The following is an 18566-nucleotide window of genomic DNA, read 5'->3' as shown; positions in this document are numbered from 1 at the left end:
GCAATGAAATTGACAAACGAAACCTTTGCTTCATAATGGACAACATGCAAAACCGCGCCATGACTATGACAATGTTGATGCTCTCCTCGGGGAGGGCGGCGTTGTCACACAGGTTTAAGCAGTAGCTAACAGACCGTTAAAGTGTTTCAACCCTCCTTCTCCGAGCGAGAAGGGGGGTTTTTCAATTAGGAGATAAACCCCATGAGCCAATATAAGAACTGTACATCCGACGAACAACTTCACTTCTCCACCCTGGCAATACATGCTGGACAGGACGCCGACCCATCCACAGGCGCCCTAATAACTCCAATTTTCCAGACAGCGACATTTGTTCTTGATGAACTGGGAGTCAACAAAGGCTATCAGTACGCGAGAACACATAATCCTACCCGTACAGCCCTGGAGGAATGCCTGGCAGCTCTCGAAGGTGGGAAATATGGCTTGGCTTGCGCCTCTGGACTGGCAGCTGCATATACAGTCACTAACCTGCTCAAAGCAGGAGACCACGTCATCGTAGGTGAAGATGTCTATGGTGGTGTCTACAGACTATTCGAGCAAGTACTGACCAAATACAATTTGAAGTTCACCTACGTCAATGCCCGCAACACACACGAAGTGGAGCAGGCTATCACTCCGGAGACTAAACTTGTCTGGCTCGAAACGCCTACAAATCCACTTCTTCGCCTTGCTGATCTTCGTGCCATTTCAAAAATCACCAAAAAGAATGGACTCATACTAGTTGTTGACAATACCTTTGCCACCCCATACTTTCAGAAGCCTCTTGCTCTTGGCGCCGATATCGTCGTCCACAGCACAACAAAGTATTTGAACGGACACAGTGACGTAATCGGCGGCGCAATAGTAACTTCCGACGACAAGCTCTACGAACAATTGCAGTTCCACAATAATGCAGTCGGCGCCGTTCCTGGTCCATTCGACTGCTTTTTGATTCTACGAGGGTTGAAAACGCTTGCTCTGCGTATGAGAGAACATGAGCGTAACGCTCGGGCTATTGCAGAATATCTGGAGAAGCACCCTGCCGTAGAAGCTGTCCATTACCCAGGACTGCCAAGTCACCCTCAATTTGACCTGGCTAAGTCACAAATGTCTGGATTCGGTGGAATGGTCTCATTTGTTGTAAAAGGCGGACTGGATGCGGCCAAAGATGTCGTCAACAACACTAAGCTGTTCCAACTTGCGGAAAGTCTGGGTGGAGTCAAATCACTTATCTGTCACCCCGCTACGATGACGCACAAACCCATACCGAAAGAAGTTCGGGAGCACTGCGGCATTGTCGACGGTTTGATCAGAATTTCAACCGGAATTGAAGAAGCTGCCGATTTGATTGCCGACCTTGAGCGCGTTCTTCCAAAGACGGAAGCAGTAAAGTCGGCGCCAGAACTAGTTGTCGCAGTATAGAGGAAATACAAATGAGCATCTCTGTACTTAAATTCGGTGGCACTTCGGTGAAGAACATCAGTCGAATTCATCATGTAGCCGACGTTGTGGCCAAGTGCGGAAGCGCTAAGAGTGTGGTCGTGGTATCAGCCATGGGTGATACCACCGACTATCTCTACAGCCTGGCAAAACAATGCGCTACAGTGCCAAACAAGAGAGAACTGGATCTGCTTCTATCAACTGGAGAACAGGTATCTATCGCTTTGTTGGCTTTGACTCTGCAAGAGAAAGGTATAAATGCCAAATCTTTCACAGGGTCACAGATCGGCATAACAACCGATAATTCACATAGCACCGCAAGAATTCTCGATATTTGTCGAGATACGCTCAAGAAAGCCCTGGAGGACCATGACGTAGTTGTGGTGGCAGGCTTCCAGGGATTGAGCGAATCGGGCGAAATTACAACCCTTGGTCGAGGCGGCTCCGATACCACCGCAGTCGCTCTCGCCGCAGCTTGCGGAGCCACCACCTGCGACATCTATACCGATGTGGACGGAATATTCACAACAGATCCAAACAAAATTGCAGAAGCACAAATCATCCCGACAATCTGTTATGACGAAGTTCTCGAACTAGCACGCGTTGGAGCGCAAGTTTTGCATCCTCGAGCGGTTGAGCTAGCAAAGGAATACAACATACAGGTGCGTGTACGGAATACGTTCAATCCTGCTCACCAGGGCACTATTATCAATGGAGAAAACAAAGTGGAAAGAATTCGCAAAGTAAGTGGCATTGCCGTAGATGGAAATCAAGCCCATGTAACTTTCGCAGGTGTACCAGTCGACTTCCCATTTATTGGCACAACGCTCGATTGTTTGGGTAAACAAAATGTCTCAGTAGATATGGTTTCGCAAAATATCGATTTTGCAAATCGCACCAAGTGCTTGAGTTTAGCAATCAAGTATGAAGACCTGGATTCGGCTATTTTGATTCTCCAGGAGCTCAAACAAGCATGCGGCGCCAACGACCTGATTGTTGATAAGGAAGTGGCAAAAGTGAGCATAATTGGGACCGGGCTGGGTAATTCGCAGGAAGCATCAACCAAGCTACTTTCCGTGCTCGAAGATCACAGCATTTACGTAAAACTTCTCTATTGCGGAGAATCACGCATCTCCTGTTTAATTCCGACGGCCGCCGCAAATCATGCAGCCGCTCTGCTCCACCGCGAATTCAAGCTTAACGAACTCAGCACTAATACCCTGGTGAGGTCGGCCTGACGACGCTCCACAGCATAACTCGCTCACGAATCGCACGAATCGATCAAGAATACGAGAGCAATCCGAGCCCCATCAATAGGAAGATAGCGAAGGCGCACGTCCGTGAAAACGGGTATCCAGGCCGAGTGTGTTCATCATTCCACCGACACCGCCGTTCTTAAGAAAGGCTCCCAACAGAATAGCTGTCCCGGCAACGCCAACAACTCTTCCCACTGTTTGAGAGTCGATTTGAATAGGCTGTTGCACTTGCGCCGCTGTCTGTCTTGGTGCCTGTTGCGAATTAACGTTATTCGGCGCATCGAGAGCCGTCGCATTCGATGAAACGGCCGGCTGTTGGTACGAAGTTGGATACTGGCTTGAAGGAAAAGTCGAACCAAACGAACCAAATGAGTTAACCTGGCCCTGCTGAACAGCAGACTGACTCTGCAGAGTAGGCGAATTTGTGACGATATCAACATCAGCAATCTTCGAACGAGGTGTCGAGAAATCGTCTAATGGTTCAAAGTTTGCTGACTGCGCCCGGACGGGACTCCAGACTCCGCTAACAAGGGCCACCAAAGATATAAGAAAAACTGATTTTCGCCGTCTGTTCATGAAGTGACCTGTTTGCAAAATCCCAGACCAGGATAGCCACACGACCTTAAGTCGACAATGTGGAATTTACGCTCATGAGCATTTTAAAATGACCAAGAACCTGCCCCTGCTTGACATGCAGGTCCGGAATCGGCGATTCGAGAGCCAAATTTTTTCCGATATCGGTAAAAATCTAAGTTACTATGAGGCAATTTATAAAAGTTCGACCAACCAACGCCCGCCTGTTAAGGGTTTCCGGGTAAGAAACCAACAACAAGTATGAGATCAGGCGTGACTTCTGCCAAAAAACGAGCATTTAACAATCCAATGACCTGGCTGCTTTCGGTCCAGCTTGTCGTTTCGTCGACTACGCTTGTTGGATTCGGCGCAGACGCTCAGTCTATTTCTCAAGCTTCGACACCTCCTGTTCAGGCTAACTCAGGAGACTTCAAATCCAGCCCAGAAGCGCAGAAACTTCTCATATCAGTCGCCGATCTCGTAAAAGAATTTTTTCCGAAAGCAAAGATTGTCAGTACGGGTAACTCACTACATTTCGAATACAAAGTGCACGAGCGCATGCATCCGTACAATCGCCGTACTGTCCCTTCACCGGATCTTGACGGTATCCTGGGTGACATCGAAGTCAAACCGGGCGGTCCCAATGATCGCATTGCTGGAGTTATCGAGCGACCGGAAGCAATACACAGTGTCTTACTTATGGCACCATATTCGGCATCAGACAAGTCCCTGGTTTCAGTCAGACTAGTATTCCAACCCATTACTCCACTCGAGTTTATGGAGTCCTTTAAACGATTGATCTCCACTTACGACCATCCAGAGGGAAACCTCCAGACCGATGCAGGACCGGCCAATCTCAAAAACATTGAAAGTCTGGAGGCAGCAACTCAAACAGCTAATCGGTCGTTAAATTCCGGAGTTGCAAACACTTTCCAAACTACCCAGTTACAGAACGCTACCGCCTCAAATAGCTCAGAAAGAATCAAGGTGGACAATGCTCAAAAGGATTCGCCGCCAGGCGGTCAATCACCGAAAAGCGCTGGCCAAGACAGCTTGTCGGAACATAAAAGCACCAGCTTGAGTGCTGATTCTGAACCAGGTGCAAATTCGACTGCCGTTTCACCCATGGACAAATACACTTACCCGGAAGGTCGCTTCAAAGTAATGCTTCCTGGTTCGCCACAAGTCAAATATTCCAATCAAGCTGGAATGCGAATGGTTGATTACGTTTATACAGTGCCAGACGGAACCTTCAACATTTCGTACGTGATACTGCCCAGCGCACCTCCCAATCTGAAAACAAGCCAACTCCTGGACAACATGTCGCAAAGCGTTGTCAACTCGCTTAAAGGGCTACAAACAAGGCAATATGAGTCAACGTTGCAAGGATTTCAAGGATGCCAACTGGAAGTTCCTCAACTCGCCAACAAACCAGGGCAAAGCGCGCGCTTTCGAATTTATCTCGTCCAAAACTATATCTACATCATCGGCATAAATGGAAATAAAGACTGGTTGAACTCCAAAGCAGCCAGAGAATTCCTGGATAGCTTCCAAGTCGACTTTAAGACTACCCAACAGGTCACCATGACCGCTCCGAAATCGACACTCAAAAGCGCCAGTCAGGTAGAACTGGAACAGGCGAGACTTGAGCACAGAAATCAGACTATGCAACAAGAAGCTATCAGGCGCATGAAGGTCCAGAAGGATTTTGAAAAGTCCCGCGCCGATCGAGAATTCAATCGCGTCCACCATTGATGATAGTCACTAACTGAAAACTGACTGAAACGGGATTGCTGGAACGCGCTGCTGAAACGGGATGAAATAATTGTTTCCCATGCTGACAATTGCGAACAAGCGAAACAAAACCTCACCAGTTAAGCTTCGGGTCTATGACCGTATAGCCTCAACTAATGAGGTTCGAAGAAATCAGGTCTGAGGAAAGCAAACGAACAGGCGCCTATGGACGCTCGGGCAAATCCATCTTGTCTGATTGACGTCCGGTAGCCTTGACCCCGAATTCGGTTACGTGGACAGCATCGCACTCTTCTTGAGAGACAAACCAGCGCTCAAAGTAGTTGCGAACCACCCAGCCTTCAAAGCCTGGAGTGCGAACCTTAGTCCAGCTCCAGCCAGTCGAGCTGTTAATGTCCGAAAGGTCACCGTGCTCGTCATAGCCGAACGTGAATAGAATGTCGCTGTCAGCATAGCTAAACGAGGTAATCTGTCCTAGCTCATTCTTCCTGTACAGGTCGCCATGAGTGTTTACGCGCGATACTTCGCGCGAGGACTGGGAATAACCTTCAGCTTGCTGTTTGTACATACACGCTACCTCTTGCCTGAACTCAATTAATTGTTAAATGCAGCACCCAAAGCATGTTTGGGAGTTGATTGGGCAGACGCTTCATCCTGCTTTTCTGGAAAAACCGGCGTCAGCCACTGGGAATACTTCTGATTTACACCCCGGCAAATGTCCAAATAAACGTCCTGAATCCTTAAAGATAAGGGTCCGGCATGTCCACTGCCGATCACCCGACGATCAACTTCAATACATGGAGCAATTTGCGCACCAGTGCCAGTGAAAAATATTTCGTCGGCGGTATAAAGTTCGCTGCGATCGATCGAACGACACAGAGTTTTGAGACCAAGCTCTTGCTCCGCGATTTCGATTATGGTACCACGCGTGATGCCTTCCAGAATATTTTCGCTGGTCGATGTCGTGATTAATTGACCATTCTTTACCATAAAAATGTTCATGGCACTTCCTTCAGAAACGTGTCCGTTCTCAGAAAGCATTATGCAATCGTCATATCCGGCCAGGGCCGCATCAGTTTTAGCCAGGGCCGTGTTTACGTAAGCACCCACTATTTTTGCCCGTGCCGGAATAGCATTGTCCTCGATACGCCGCCAGCTCGAAACCATAACTTTCAGACCTTCTTGAGCTTTGAAATAGTTTCCGAACGGTACAGTAAAAATGCAGATATCAGTTGGATTTTGATCTAATCCAGGACCAACGCGTTGCCCGCACTTGTAAGCACTGGGTCGGACATACATATCACCGGTGGGCTTATTCTGGCGCAACAATTCAACCGTTACTTGACAGAGCTCATCTACGCTCAGCTCGGTTTGCAGATGCATGATTTTCATACTGTCAATCATGCGTTCGTAATGCTCACGCAACCGAAATAAATACATCTGCTCCCGCTCGGCGTTCCAGTAGCCGCGGATGCCCTCAAAGACCGCCGTTCCATACATGAACGCATGAGTCATGATGTTTACATTCGCTTCGGCAAGAGGCATAAACTTGCCCTGCATATACGCAATGCTGTTTTTTGTATTTGCGGAATCGTTACTCACTTAATTTCTCTCCGGTTTAACGCTGCTGCAGAATGACTGATGGACGTCATTTTAAATCTCGACGTCTCTAAACTAGCGCCGGGCGCTTGATGTAAGACAGAATCTCATCGGTCATTTCTTCGCAATTAACAAGCTTTATCTGGTTCTCTGACGAGGCAGTTTTCGTGTAAATGTCCCTTGTTCTGCATCCTGCTCCCAATGCACTCGATACCGCTCTCTCAATAGATGTCGCTTCCGCTTCCAGTTGAAACGAATAGCGCAGCATCATTGCAACAGAAAGGATTTGCGCCACCGGATTAGCTACTCCTGTGCCGGCAATATCTTGAGCGGATCCGCCGGGCGGTTCATATAGACCAAACCCGTCTTTGTTCAGGCTGGCTGAAGCCAGAAGCCCCAGAGACCCGGGCAAAACAGCTGCCGCATCGGAAAGGATGTCGCCGAACATGTTCGTTGTCACAACCACGTCGAATTGGGACGGATCGCGAATAATTTGCATGGCGCAATTGTCTACAAGCATGTGCTCGAGCTCGACATCGCTGTAATCTTTAGATACTTCGGTAACAACTGCTCGCCAGAGTTTCGAGGAATCGAGAACATTGGCCTTGTCTACAGAAGTCACTTTATTTCGACGAATGCGAGCCGCTTTGAATGCAACATGTGCAATCGCCGCCACTTGCTCTTCGTCATAAATAATCTGATCTGTACCGTAACGCTTGCCGTTTTCACTGTATTGCTTATGCTCACCGAAATAGCAGTCGCCCAGCAATTCGCGCACGAAGACCATGTCCACGCCTTTCTGAATTACTTCAGCACGCAAAGGCGATATGTCTTTCAACTCAGGAAATATTTTGACTGGCCGAAAGTTAGCGTTGAACTTAAAAGTCTTGCGCAGGTTCAAAATTGAATTAGCTTCGCAATTTTTCCATTTAGGCAAATCCATGTCAGCCACCGGACCGCCAACAGATCCAAACAAAATGGCATTGCAATTATAGGCAAGGTCAAGAGTTTCATTTGGCATGTGACTTCCGTACTTATCGAAAGCAGCACCCCCGACCACTCCGTGCACTTTTTCGAACTCATGCTCGAAGCGACTTTCCACTGCTTCGAGCACACGCAGCGCTTGAGCCATAACCTCTTCACCGATACCGTCACCGGGCAATACTGCTATACGCTTTTTCATTACTTGCTCTCTCCCTGCATGCAGTTAACCGCCGTCGGTTGGCCGGCTCGGAATTCCGAGATCTTCTCTTTGAATGACAGAATGTAATCGATGTCGTCAAGTCCGTTCAAAATGCAGTGCTTACGGAAGTGATCGAATTCGAACTTGAATGTTTCACCACCAGGCAAGGTCACCGTTTGAGATTCAAGATCGACTGTGACACTGTATTCACCAGCTTGTGCCTCGACCAGTATTCGCTCGACTTGAGAAGCTGGCAACGTAACAAGAACCAAACCATTCTTGGCGCTATTGCTGAAAAATATGTCGGCAAAAGACGGCGCAATGACAACTTTTATGCCCGCACCCGCAAGAGCCCAGACCGCATGCTCTCGTGACGAACCGCAGCCGAAATTTTCTCCGGCCACTAAAATCGCAGCGCCCTTGAATTTCTCCTGGTTGAAAGGGAAATTAGGGTCGTTGTCACGCAATCTGCGGAACAGATTTTGCCCATAACCTTCCCTGCTTATACTCGTCAAGAATTGAGCGGGAATAATCAAATCGGTATCCACATCCGTCATCGGCAGCGGCACCACTTTTGATGTCAGTTTTTCGAACTTGTCCATAGATTTTCTCCAACATGTTTCGCCAGGAGCCCAGGCGAACTAATTACAAATAATTTTCCGCAGAAGCTATCCGTCCTTCGATGGCACTGGCAGCGACAGTCGCCGGAGAGGCAAGGTGTGTAATACTTCCCGGACCCTGACGCCCGACAAAATTTCGGTTAGAAGAACTGATACAGCGCTTTCCTTCCGGCACTTTGTCATCATTCATAGCCAGACACATGGAGCAACCCGGCATTCTAAATTGTGCGCCCGCCGCTTCGAAAATTTCTGGAAGCCCTTCCTTGACAGCTTGTTCCATAACCGCTTCAGAACCCGGCACCACATAGAAAGTGACGGTATCTTTGATTTTCTTGCCTTTCAAAATGGAAGCGGCAACACGCAAATCCTCAATACGACCGTTAGTGCAAGAACCGACGAAGGCCCAGTCAATTGGCGTACCCTGCATCGTTGCCCCTTCAGAAAGCCCGGTATATTCAAGCGCTCGCACCGCCACACCCTGCTCTTGCTCAGGAAGAGATTTGACAGACGGAATCGGTTGATTGATCTGCACGCCCTGCCCGGGATTGGTTCCCCAGGTGACCATCGGTTTCAATGCCGAGAGGTCGATTTCGATTCGTCGATCGAATTGCGCATCATCATCACTGACTAACGCTTTCCAGTGCTCGACCGCTTCATCCCAGGCTCTACCCTTGGGAGCATGCGGTTTGCCTTTGAGATAGTCGAATGTAACTTGATCCGGTGCGATAAGACCAGCTCTGGCACCACATTCAATGCTCATATTGCAGACAGTCATGCGTTCTTCCATAGTCATGTTTCGAATCGCATCACCGACATATTCGATCACGTGTCCGGTCGCACCACCTACGCCGATTTCAGCAATCAAACGCAAAATGACATCTTTGGCATAGACACCTTTGCCAGCTTTACCTTTGAATTCGACTCGCATCGACTTCGGTTTCTGCTGCAGCAAGCATCCCGTGGCAAGCACGTGACCAACTTCGGATGTACCAATTCCGAAAGCTAATGCACCGAAAGCGCCGTGAGTGGATGTGTGCGAGTCACCGCATACAATTGTCATCCCAGGCTGCGTTATGCCAAGCTCCGGTCCGACGACGTGAACAATTCCCTGACCTTTATCAAAATCGAGAAATGGAATGCCGTGATTTTTGCAGTTTTGTCTGAGGGCTTCCACCTGGGCCTTAGCCGACTCGTCATAGATTTCCCAGCGATTTTTTCGTGTCGGAATACTGTGGTCGATTGTGCCCAGTAATCGTTTTGGATCGAAAACCTTCAGTCCTTTCGCATCTAGAGTCTGGAAAGCTTGAGCGGAAGTTACTTCGTGAATCAACATCAGGTCAATAGCAAAAACTGCCGGATGCCCTTCCAATTGGGTGACAACATGTGAATCCCAGATTTTCTCGACAATACTGCGAGCCTCTTTTTTAGAAGAGTTCTTTGAATTCGCTGTTGTTTGTGCTTGACCAGCCATTTATGCTACGACCTCCTGCTTAGTCACGACTTTGCCAGTCACTGACGCAGTCAACTTAGTACTTACATTTGCAGCCACATTTACAGCCGCATTTGGCGAAACCTTTGTCGCTTTATTTGCTTTATCTGCAGCTTTATTCGATGCTGCATTGGCCGGTACATTTACGGCTTTGCTTCGAGCCACATCTACTGCCACATCTACAGCCACATCTACAGCCCCTTTGGAGCCTTTTTCCGATAGGGAACTCTCAGCACTTCTCTCTTCTTGCCGCAAAAGGAACAACTCGAGAGCATCCATCAGCGCCTGACGGCTTGCTTCGATAATGTTCTGCGAGCAGCCCACAGTTGACCAGCGCTCCTCGCCGCATGCAGCCTCGATCACCACGCGCGTCGTAGCGTCGGTTGCCTGATCGGGATCGAGAATTCTCACCTTATAATCAGCCAGTCTCACTTCATGCAACTGCGGATACGCCGGCAGCAAAGCCTTACGCAAGGCCTGATCGAGGGCATGAACAGGTCCGCCACCTTCAGCTGCAGTATGAACGGTCTCACCATTGACACGCAATTTAACAACCGCTTCGGCAGTCATCCCCGTAGCGACACGGTCCGAAACAACGACCATCATGTCTAATTTTTCAAATGGTGCACTGTATTGTGGATTGCATCGGCGCATCATCAACTCGACAGTGCCTTCAGCATCTTCAAATTGATAACCCTTGCCTTCCAGTTCCTTAACCTGACCGAGAACGTTTGCCTCACTGCCGCTAATTCGCACGCCCAGGTCTGTTGCCAACATACGAATATTTCCGCGTCCCGAAAGCTCAGATACGACAATCTGACGGGTATTTCCAACTACCGACGGATCGATGTGTTCGTAACTCGACGTCAGTTTTTCAACAGCAGCAACGTGCAATCCACCTTTGTGGGCGAACGCCGATGCACCTACATATGGTGCGTGCGTGTCTGGATTGAGATTGGCTATCTCGCTTACCGTGCGCGATACTTCAGTTAGGAGCTTGATGCTGGCATCGGATACGCAGGTATAGCCCATCTTCAATTGCAGATTCGGCACAATCGATATGAGATTAGCATTGCCGCAACGTTCACCGTAACCGTTGACTGTACCCTGAACGTGGCGTGCCCCAGCTTCGACAGCTGCCAGGCTGTTTGCCACGGCAAGCTCACCATCGTTGTGAACATGCACTCCGACTTTGTCGCCGACCTCAGCAAAAACTCGCGATACGACTTGACTTACCCAGCCTGGCAGTGAACCACCATTGGTGTCACACAGAACCACCCAGTCAGCGCCGGCATCAGCTGCCGTCTTGACCGTTTGCAGAGCGTATTCCGGATTGGCTCTATAGCCATCGAAAAAGTGTTCGGCGTCGAAAATAACTTCCTTGCCGTGTTCCTTCATGTAAGCAACACTGTCTGCAATCATGTTCAAGTTTTCTTGCAGGTCAGTGCCAAGCACCTCAGTAACGTGCAACGTCGACGCCTTCCCGACCAGAGCTACTGCCTTCGTGCCTGCTTCAAGGAGAGCCCGTAAGTTCAAATCGTCGCAGGGTTTGATGCCAACTCGCCTGGTACTGCCAAACGCCACCACTGTTGCGTTTTTAGGTGGATTTTTGCTCAGGCGTTTGAAAAACTCCATGTCCTTCGGGTTTGAGCCAGGCCAGCCACCTTCGATGTAAGAAACACCGAACTTATCCAGCAAGTAAGCAATTTTCAGCTTATCTTCAAGCGAGAGACTGAGACCTTTTCGCTGCGTCCCATCACGAAGGGTCGTGTCATACAGGAAGACAAACTTCTCTTTCTGTGTGTCTTTCTGAGTGGTTCTGCCACTGACCATTTTGCGCTCCCCCTTCGATATATTGAAACTTGAGACTTTGAACTTCGTAGCACTTTGCCAGTTGCTTAATAACGGGCTCGACATCGCGTGTGCCTTCAATGGTGAAACGAGCATCCAGGAAGGCACGGTCGGCGGTACGCTCCGCAGACATGCTTGAAATTTCGAAAGCGCGCTGCCGTAGCCGACCGAGCAATCTTTCAAGTGCTCCCTCGGTGTTGGTCAAGCGAATGCTTACTGTGAATTTCATACTATCTTTGCCTCCATCATCTGTTCATTAGACTTTCCGGGTGGCACCAGCGGCCATACATTTTCTTTGGGATCGATGAGCACATGCAAAAGAACTGGTCCCTTTTGATCGAACATACGGTCGATTGCCTCATCTACCTGATCGGCTCGCTCCACTCTGAATGAGGGAATGCCGAATGCTTCTGCGACCTTGACGAAATCCGGATTGTCGGAGAGGTCAACTTCGCTGTAATTTTCATTGAAAAACAACTCTTGCCACTGACGCACCATCCCCAGTGCCTTATTGTCAAAAAGAACAATTTTGACTGGAATGTTATAGCGCTTGAGCGTCGCCAGCTCTTGAATATTCATCATGATCGAGCCATCACCGGATACAGCCACGACAGCTGATTCGGGGCTGGCGTACTGAGCGCCGATGGCAGCCGGCAAGCCAAATCCCATCGTGCCAAGACCACCACTTGTTAAATGGTTATTTGGCGACTTAAAGCCGTAATGTTGGGCAACCCACATCTGGTGCTGACCAACATCACAACTAACAAAGGTATTTTCAGGGGCGCGATCGCTCATTTGCTTTATGAACTTAGGCGCATAAACGCTTTCCATAGGAGCGTTGTAGTCCCATGCGAACTTCTCTTTATTGGCCAAACAGCGCTTGACCCAGAAATCTATTTCAGGGCGGCCGGGTCCGTGCAAGAAATTCAAAGAAACTTTGATGTCACCCATGAGAGCGCAATGAACCATACGCAGCTTGCCGATTTCAGCAGGATCTGCGTCCATATGAATAACTTTCGCACCCGGAGCAAATTCAGCCAGCTTACCTGTGACCCGGTCGTCAAACCGAGCGCCGACACAGATTAACAAGTCGCAAGACTGCACAGCGAAGTTTGCAGCTTTGGTTCCATGCATGCCCAGCATGCCTAAATTCAGGGGATGATTGGCTGGAATTGCACCCAGACCTTGCAATGTAGTGACAACAGGAATTCCCAGGGCGTCAACGAATGCGCACAGCTCTTTCGATGCTCCTGCGATGCGAATGCCACCACCTGCGTACACAAGCGGCTGTCGGCTGTTCAAGATCAGATCGTGAGCAATGTGCAAATCTTTTGAGTGTGGACGAGGCATAGGCTTGCTCGAACTGGGAAGGAACTGCACATCTTCCAGTTCGGCGGAGACTACATCTTTAGGCAAGTCTACGAGTACCGGACCGGGACGTCCTGAACGCGCCAATTCAAAAGCATCGTGAATGGTTTTGGCGATATCGGCTGTCTTTCTGACAATGAAATTGTGTTTGACTACCGACATCGACATACCGAAGATATCGACTTCCTGGAAGGCATCTGTGCCCATGAGTGTCGTACTCACCTGACCGGTGATTGCCACCATGGGCACAGAATCTAATTGCGCATTGGCAATGCCTGTAAGAAGATTGGTGGCGCCGGGACCGGAAGTGGCCATGCAAACGCCCACATTGCCGCTGGCCCGTGCGTAGCCGTCTGCAGCCAGTGCGGCAGCCTGCTCGTGGCGAACCAGGATATGCTTCAGTTTGCTCCCGACCAGCGCGTCATAGACGGGCATAATTGCACCGCCTGGATATCCGAAGATGACATCTACACCTTCGTTTTCCAACGCTTTGATCAGGATATCGGCGCCTTTCATCTTTTACTTGTTTGCCTTTCCGCTCGTTGCGAGTTGCTTGTTATCTTTCTTGGACGATTTTTGCAGCCACGACATATTGGCGCGCAGCTTCTTACCGACTGCCTCGACCGGATGATTGAGGTCTTCTTCCAACAAGCGTTTGTAGTTTTTCTGACCGGCTTTCGTTTCAGCGATCCACTCTTTAGCGAAAGTACCGTCTTGAATTTCAGTGAGAATTGTCTGCATCGTCTCTCTGGTCTTGGCGTCGACAACACGCGGTCCACGTGTCAGGTCGCCGTACTTGGCAGTGTCGCTGACAAACTCGTGCATGCGGGCGAATCCACCTTCGTAAATCAAGTCGACAATCAGCTTCACTTCATGCAAACACTCGAAGTAAGCCACCTCTGGCTTATAGCCGGCCTTAACGAGAGTTTCGAAACCAGCAGCAATAAGCTCGGTGACGCCGCCGCACAATACGGCTTGTTCGCCAAACAGATCGGTCTCGGTCTCTTCTGCAAAAGTCGTTTCCAGCACACCGGCTTTGGTGCCGCCCAATGCATGAGCGTATGCCAGAGCTGTATCAAATGCTTTACCTGTCGCATTTTGGTGTACAGCGAGCAGACAGGGAACACCATTTCCTTCTTCATAGGTTCTGCGAACCAGACCACCGGGTCCCTTTGGAGCGATCATGACGACATCGATGGTTTCTTTGGGCTGGATTTGTTTGTAGTGGATGTTGAATCCATGGGCAAACAGAACAGTGCCACCATCTTTTAGATTTGGGGCGACAAATTCGGTAAAGAGCTCTGGTTGAGCCATGTCAGGCGTCAAGATAACAACCACATCAGCGCCTGCGACAGCAGCTTTAGGCTCTTTGGGAGTCCATCCATCTTCTTCAGCCTGCTGCCAGGTCTTGCCGCCTTTGCGAAGTCCCAAGACCACATCGCAACCGCTGTCGCGCAGGTTCATGGCATGAGCACGGCCCTGGCTGCCGTAGCCGAGCACGGCGATGGTCTTTCCTTTCAGTGCGTCTGCGTTGGCATCGGCTTCCCAATACATCTTGGTCATTATCTTCTCCTCTTTCTAGTGAACGCTTACGGCAAGCTCGTCCGGGAAGCTGCCAGTCACGGCTCCATGAGCCGCAGATGAAACTGTCTGCCAGTATTTAGCAAATACGCCAGTCTTATATTTAGGCTCAGGGGCCTTCCAGTCGCTGGCGCGCGACTTGATGTCGCCCTCTACATTAAGGCTTCTATTGACAACGTCAATCGTAATAACATCACCGTTCTGAATTAATGCAATCGGTCCACCGACGGCTGCCTCGGGGGCGACATGCCCGACAACCAGACCGTGGGAGGCTCCGCTGAAGCGCCCGTCAGTGATCAGGGCGACGCTTGCCCCCAGACCGGCTCCGACGATGGCTCCTGTGACCTGCAACATCTCAGGCATGCCCGGAGCACCCTTAGGTCCGACATAGCGGATTACCACAACGTCTCCAGCCTTTATGTCACCGCGCATCAAACCTTCGAAAGTTTCTTCTTCAGAATCGAAAACTTTTGCCGGTCCCTGGAAATATTTCGTTTCATGACCGGAGATCTTCATCACGCAACCGTCAGGCGAAAGCGATCCACGCAATATAACGATTCCGCCTGTTGCTTTAACAGGATTATCAACCGCCCGGATTACCTGCTGCCCTGGCGTCTCCACAGCTTCTGCAGCTTCTTCGAAAAGATTTCGTCCTGTCACGGTCAACGCATCACGCAAATGTCCTGCATCCATCAAGCGCTTAGCCAGGAGTCTCATACCGCCGGCTGCCTCCATATCCGGAGCGACAAACTTTCCGCCCGGCTTCAGATCGACGACAGTAGGTGTCTTGCGCGAGATGGCGTCGAACTCGTCGAGAGTCAAAGGCACATTAGCTTCACGGGCAATGGCAAGCAGATGCAAGACAGCGTTCGTGGATCCGCCTGTCGCCATAACTGACGCTATGGCGTTCTCGAGCGCCTTCCTGGTGATGATCTGACTGGGCTTCAATCCTTGCTTGTAGATGTCCATGACGATCTCGCCGCAACGCTTAGCGGCCTCAAGCTTGCGCGGGTCCAGCGCAGGAATATCATTGGCTCCCATCGGCGACATTCCAAGGAACGTTATTGCCGTAGACATAGTGTTGGCCGTGAACTGTCCGCCGCATGAACCCGCCCCTGGACAGGCTTGATTCTCCAGTTCTGCCAGATCAGCTTCACTCATCAGACCCGCTGCACAAGAGCCCACACCCTCGAATACTTCCTGGATAGTGACATCGCGTCCACGGAAATGACCGGGCATGATCGAGCCGCCGTACATAACCAGAGAAGGAAGGTCTAATCTGGCCAGAGCCATAACAGCAGCCGGAGTAGTTTTGTCGCATCCAGTCAGAGCCACAACAGCGTCAAACATATGACCACGCACAGCCAACTCGATTGAATCAGCAATTACTTCACGCGAGACGAGAGAGGCTTTCATTCCCTCTGTCCCCATCGAGATGCCGTCTGATACAACGATTGTGTTGAATTCAATCGGAGTACCACCAGCTTTACGAACACCTTCCTTGACCTTTTCTGAAAGATCGCGCAATCCATAGTTACACGGACCCGCTTCGGTCCAGGTGTTGGCAATGGCGACAAGCGGCTTGCTCAAATCTTCGTCGGTCAAACCAGTTGCCTTCAACATAGCTCGAGCCGGCGCTCGACTGATTCCCTTCTTAATTGCGTCGCTATGCATTGTTGTCTCCGAGTAGGACTGGCGAGTAGGACTGACCTGAATGTTGGATGAATACTGAAAGATCGATGGACTTAAATTGCTCGAAAAGTTGCTCGAAAAATTGCCTGAAAAAAAGCCCCGCTACCTGGATAAGGTGCGGGGCATTGTTCATTGCTTGCTTAAGCAGGCGGCCCGCACCGATAGCGCATAATTAGCACTAGGACGTTAATACCGACTACTAGAATAGAGTTGTTGTTCACGACATCCAAAATATAGGAAGAAGACGAGGCGATTTCACGCCCTGCGATTTCTTAAGCATAGCTGACCTCCAGAATGCGTCAACCCCCGCCTTCAAATTAGCTGAAAGGTCGTTACACTTACGCCACCGAAACTTGTTTCGACTTCTCTTCTTTGCCACCCATAACGGCGACAGATTCAGAGTTTACAGCGAAATGCCTGTGAACATAAGCTCTGTTAACAGCATCAATTAATGCCTTGATAGCAGAGATCTCGATGTCGTGATCCTGACCGTTGCCTTTAAATTGCATTCCGCTTTCTGTGCTTATGTAGATCTCTGAAATACTGCAAGCATCGATACCTGCGCCATCAGAATGGCTTCTGTGGCTGAGAATCTGGAACTTGCCGAAACGTTTTTCAATGGCATTTTTTACTGCTGCAAGGGCTGAATCGCGTCCGGCGTTGTCTTCTTCTACCAGACCGACTTCGTCAAAGAATCTTCCCAGCAGCTTAACTTGCGCTCTGTCAGCCTGTTTGGAGTATTCAATCGATTCGATATGAATTGGTTGACGATACTTCACATAAGCACCGAACAACTCATCGTCAGTAATGCCCTTACGACGCAGCGGGAACTGATTTTTTATGAACTGGGCGACTTCTGCCTTTTCCGACTCTTCACAGATATAGCCAAAGTCTTCGATGATTGATTTGGCATGATTGCCACCGCTCAAAGGACCAAACAAGAAAGAAATTTTCTTACCGATCTCTTTCGGGTCAAACGGCTGATAGGCCATGGGGTTCTTCAAAATAGCATTTGTATGACCGCCGGAAGAATGCTTGGCGGCGTTGTCTCCACTAACGGGCCAGTGCGGCTGGCGGGGCAACATGTGCTGACTGACAAAATCAGAAATCTCCTGCAACTTCTCAGTCGCCACAGTCGTGTAATAGGGATTTTCGTTGCCGGAAGCTTCACTGAAATGTTTGACGATCATGATGCACTGTTCAAGCGCAGCGTTTCCAGCCCGCTCACCAATACCGTTGATACATCCTTCAATTTGTGAGGCCGGTCCATCAATTACCCCGTTCAAGGAGTTCTGGACCGCCAATCCGAAATCATTGTGGCAGTGTACTGACCAGATGATGTTTTGCGCCGGAAACTCTCGACGCATGATTTCAGCATGTCTGACCATCTTCCTCACAAAATAGTCTTCACCTTCAAATACCGAGGCGCCGCCTATTGTGTCAGGACAGTTGATGACAGTGGCGCCAGCCTGTATGGCGGCGCGAATCAAATCGGTTGTGAAATCGAAGTTCCCCCGCATGCGTGAGTAACCTTCAGGGCTGAACTGAACTTCCATGCCGGCTTCTACAGCCATGCGTGTCAGTCGATAAAGGTCGGCGATGATTCTCTCTTTGTCATCGGCAAGCTTACCGAGAGAGGCCGGCATCAATTCAGGGTCAACTGGAACATAAGTATGCAAACGAGCTTTGCCGAATGGGACCAGCGGCTGCAACGACTCGATTGTGCGAATTACTTGCTCTTCACGCAACTGGCACAAACCAGCTATGGTCGGCTTATAGTCCATTGTTGCCACTTCTTCGCAAATAGTGCGAACAATGTCAAAGTCCATCTTGCTGGCTGAGGGGAAACCAGCTTCTAATACATCGACGCGAAGGGCACAAGCCAGCCTGGCATATTCGAGATTGTGCTCGAAATCCATGCCCGCTCCTGGGCATTGCTGACCATCTCTCAAGGTCGTATCGAAAATTTTGATATGACGATCCTTAGTTTGTTCGGCGTTCATTTGCTGGTTCCTTGATTTGAGTGACAAAAAAGGCTCTGTAGAAAACAGAGCCTTGAGAATTGATGTCTTAAGTTAGTTGCTCTGTCTAAAAAATTCCGCGCAGTAGTAGTCCGCCTAGTAGCGTTAGCGTAAGGCTGGAGGTCGCAGGAATTTCAGAGCGCT

15 protein-coding genes are annotated in these 18566 nt (G+C 49.7%); 3 read left to right on the top strand and 12 right to left on the bottom strand.

Features of this window, described 5'->3' with window-relative positions:
• Positions 1-201: 201 nt before the first annotated feature.
• Entirely contained in the window at positions 202-1419 is a 1218-nt protein-coding gene (locus tag EKK48_11945) for a cystathionine gamma-synthase (protein ID RTL42692.1), read from the top strand.
• Positions 1420-1430: 11 nt separating this feature from the next.
• On the top strand, positions 1431-2675 hold the full coding sequence (locus EKK48_11940; protein ID RTL42691.1) for an aspartate kinase: 1245 nt from the start codon (positions 1431-1433) through the stop codon (positions 2673-2675).
• A 72-nt stretch (positions 2676-2747) separates the two neighbouring features.
• Here the strand turns inward: EKK48_11940 and EKK48_11935 are convergent, their stop codons facing one another.
• On the bottom strand, positions 2748-3269 hold the full coding sequence (locus EKK48_11935; protein ID RTL42690.1) for a hypothetical protein: 522 nt from the start codon (positions 3267-3269) through the stop codon (positions 2748-2750).
• Positions 3270-3539: 270 nt separating this feature from the next.
• Between EKK48_11935 and EKK48_11930 the strand changes: the two genes are divergently transcribed.
• Positions 3540-5021, top strand: a complete 1482-nt coding sequence (locus EKK48_11930) for a hypothetical protein (protein RTL42689.1) — start codon at positions 3540-3542, stop codon at positions 5019-5021.
• 202 nt (positions 5022-5223) lie between these two features.
• On the opposite strand, the gene EKK48_11925 is transcribed toward EKK48_11930, so the two are convergent.
• From EKK48_11925 to EKK48_11875, 11 genes are all read right to left on the bottom strand, one after another.
• Positions 5224-5586 carry a hypothetical protein gene (locus EKK48_11925; protein RTL42688.1) on the bottom strand — a complete coding sequence of 121 codons (363 nt, stop codon included), beginning with the start codon at positions 5584-5586 and terminating at the stop codon, positions 5224-5226.
• 26 nt (positions 5587-5612) lie between these two features.
• Positions 5613-6578 (bottom strand): branched-chain amino acid transaminase, encoded by a 966-nt coding sequence (locus EKK48_11920; protein ID RTL42799.1) that lies wholly within the window; start codon positions 6576-6578, stop codon positions 5613-5615.
• A 109-nt stretch (positions 6579-6687) separates the two neighbouring features.
• Positions 6688-7800 carry a 3-isopropylmalate dehydrogenase gene (leuB, locus tag EKK48_11915; GenBank protein ID RTL42687.1) on the bottom strand — a complete coding sequence of 371 codons (1113 nt, stop codon included), beginning with the start codon at positions 7798-7800 and terminating at the stop codon, positions 6688-6690.
• Entirely contained in the window at positions 7800-8402 is a 603-nt protein-coding gene (gene leuD / locus EKK48_11910; GenBank protein RTL42686.1) for a 3-isopropylmalate dehydratase small subunit, read from the bottom strand. The genes leuB and leuD overlap by 1 nt, the downstream gene beginning before the upstream one ends.
• A gap of 43 nt (positions 8403-8445) precedes the next feature.
• Positions 8446-9891 (bottom strand): 3-isopropylmalate dehydratase large subunit, encoded by a 1446-nt coding sequence (gene leuC, locus EKK48_11905; protein ID RTL42685.1) that lies wholly within the window; start codon positions 9889-9891, stop codon positions 8446-8448.
• Positions 9892-11742 carry a citramalate synthase gene (locus EKK48_11900; protein ID RTL42684.1) on the bottom strand — a complete coding sequence of 617 codons (1851 nt, stop codon included), beginning with the start codon at positions 11740-11742 and terminating at the stop codon, positions 9892-9894. It abuts the gene before it with no gap.
• Positions 11681-11989, bottom strand: coding sequence for a hypothetical protein (locus tag EKK48_11895; protein ID RTL42683.1), 309 nt, complete (start codon positions 11987-11989; stop codon positions 11681-11683). Before EKK48_11895 ends, EKK48_11900 begins: the two co-directional genes overlap by 62 nt.
• Complete coding sequence (locus EKK48_11890) at positions 11986-13644, bottom strand: acetolactate synthase 2 catalytic subunit (protein RTL42682.1); 1659 nt, start codon at positions 13642-13644, stop codon at positions 11986-11988. Before EKK48_11890 ends, EKK48_11895 begins: the two co-directional genes overlap by 4 nt.
• 3 nt (positions 13645-13647) lie before the next feature.
• Positions 13648-14691 (bottom strand): ketol-acid reductoisomerase, encoded by a 1044-nt coding sequence (ilvC, locus tag EKK48_11885; GenBank protein ID RTL42681.1) that lies wholly within the window; start codon positions 14689-14691, stop codon positions 13648-13650.
• A 15-nt stretch (positions 14692-14706) separates the two neighbouring features.
• Entirely contained in the window at positions 14707-16383 is a 1677-nt protein-coding gene (ilvD, locus tag EKK48_11880; protein ID RTL42680.1) for a dihydroxy-acid dehydratase, read from the bottom strand.
• A 356-nt stretch (positions 16384-16739) separates the two neighbouring features.
• The gene (locus EKK48_11875; protein ID RTL42679.1) at positions 16740-18404 is read right to left on the bottom strand and encodes a 2-isopropylmalate synthase; all 1665 of its coding nucleotides are present in this window, start codon (positions 18402-18404) and stop codon (positions 16740-16742) included.
• Between the last annotated feature and the right edge of the window lie 162 nt (positions 18405-18566).

The organism is Candidatus Melainabacteria bacterium, assembly GCA_003963305.1.
Taxonomy (GTDB): Bacteria; Cyanobacteriota; Vampirovibrionia; order Obscuribacterales; family Obscuribacteraceae; genus PALSA-1081.
The sequence above is the reverse complement of the archived record's forward strand: the minus strand, read 5'-3'. Positions and strand labels throughout refer to the sequence as shown.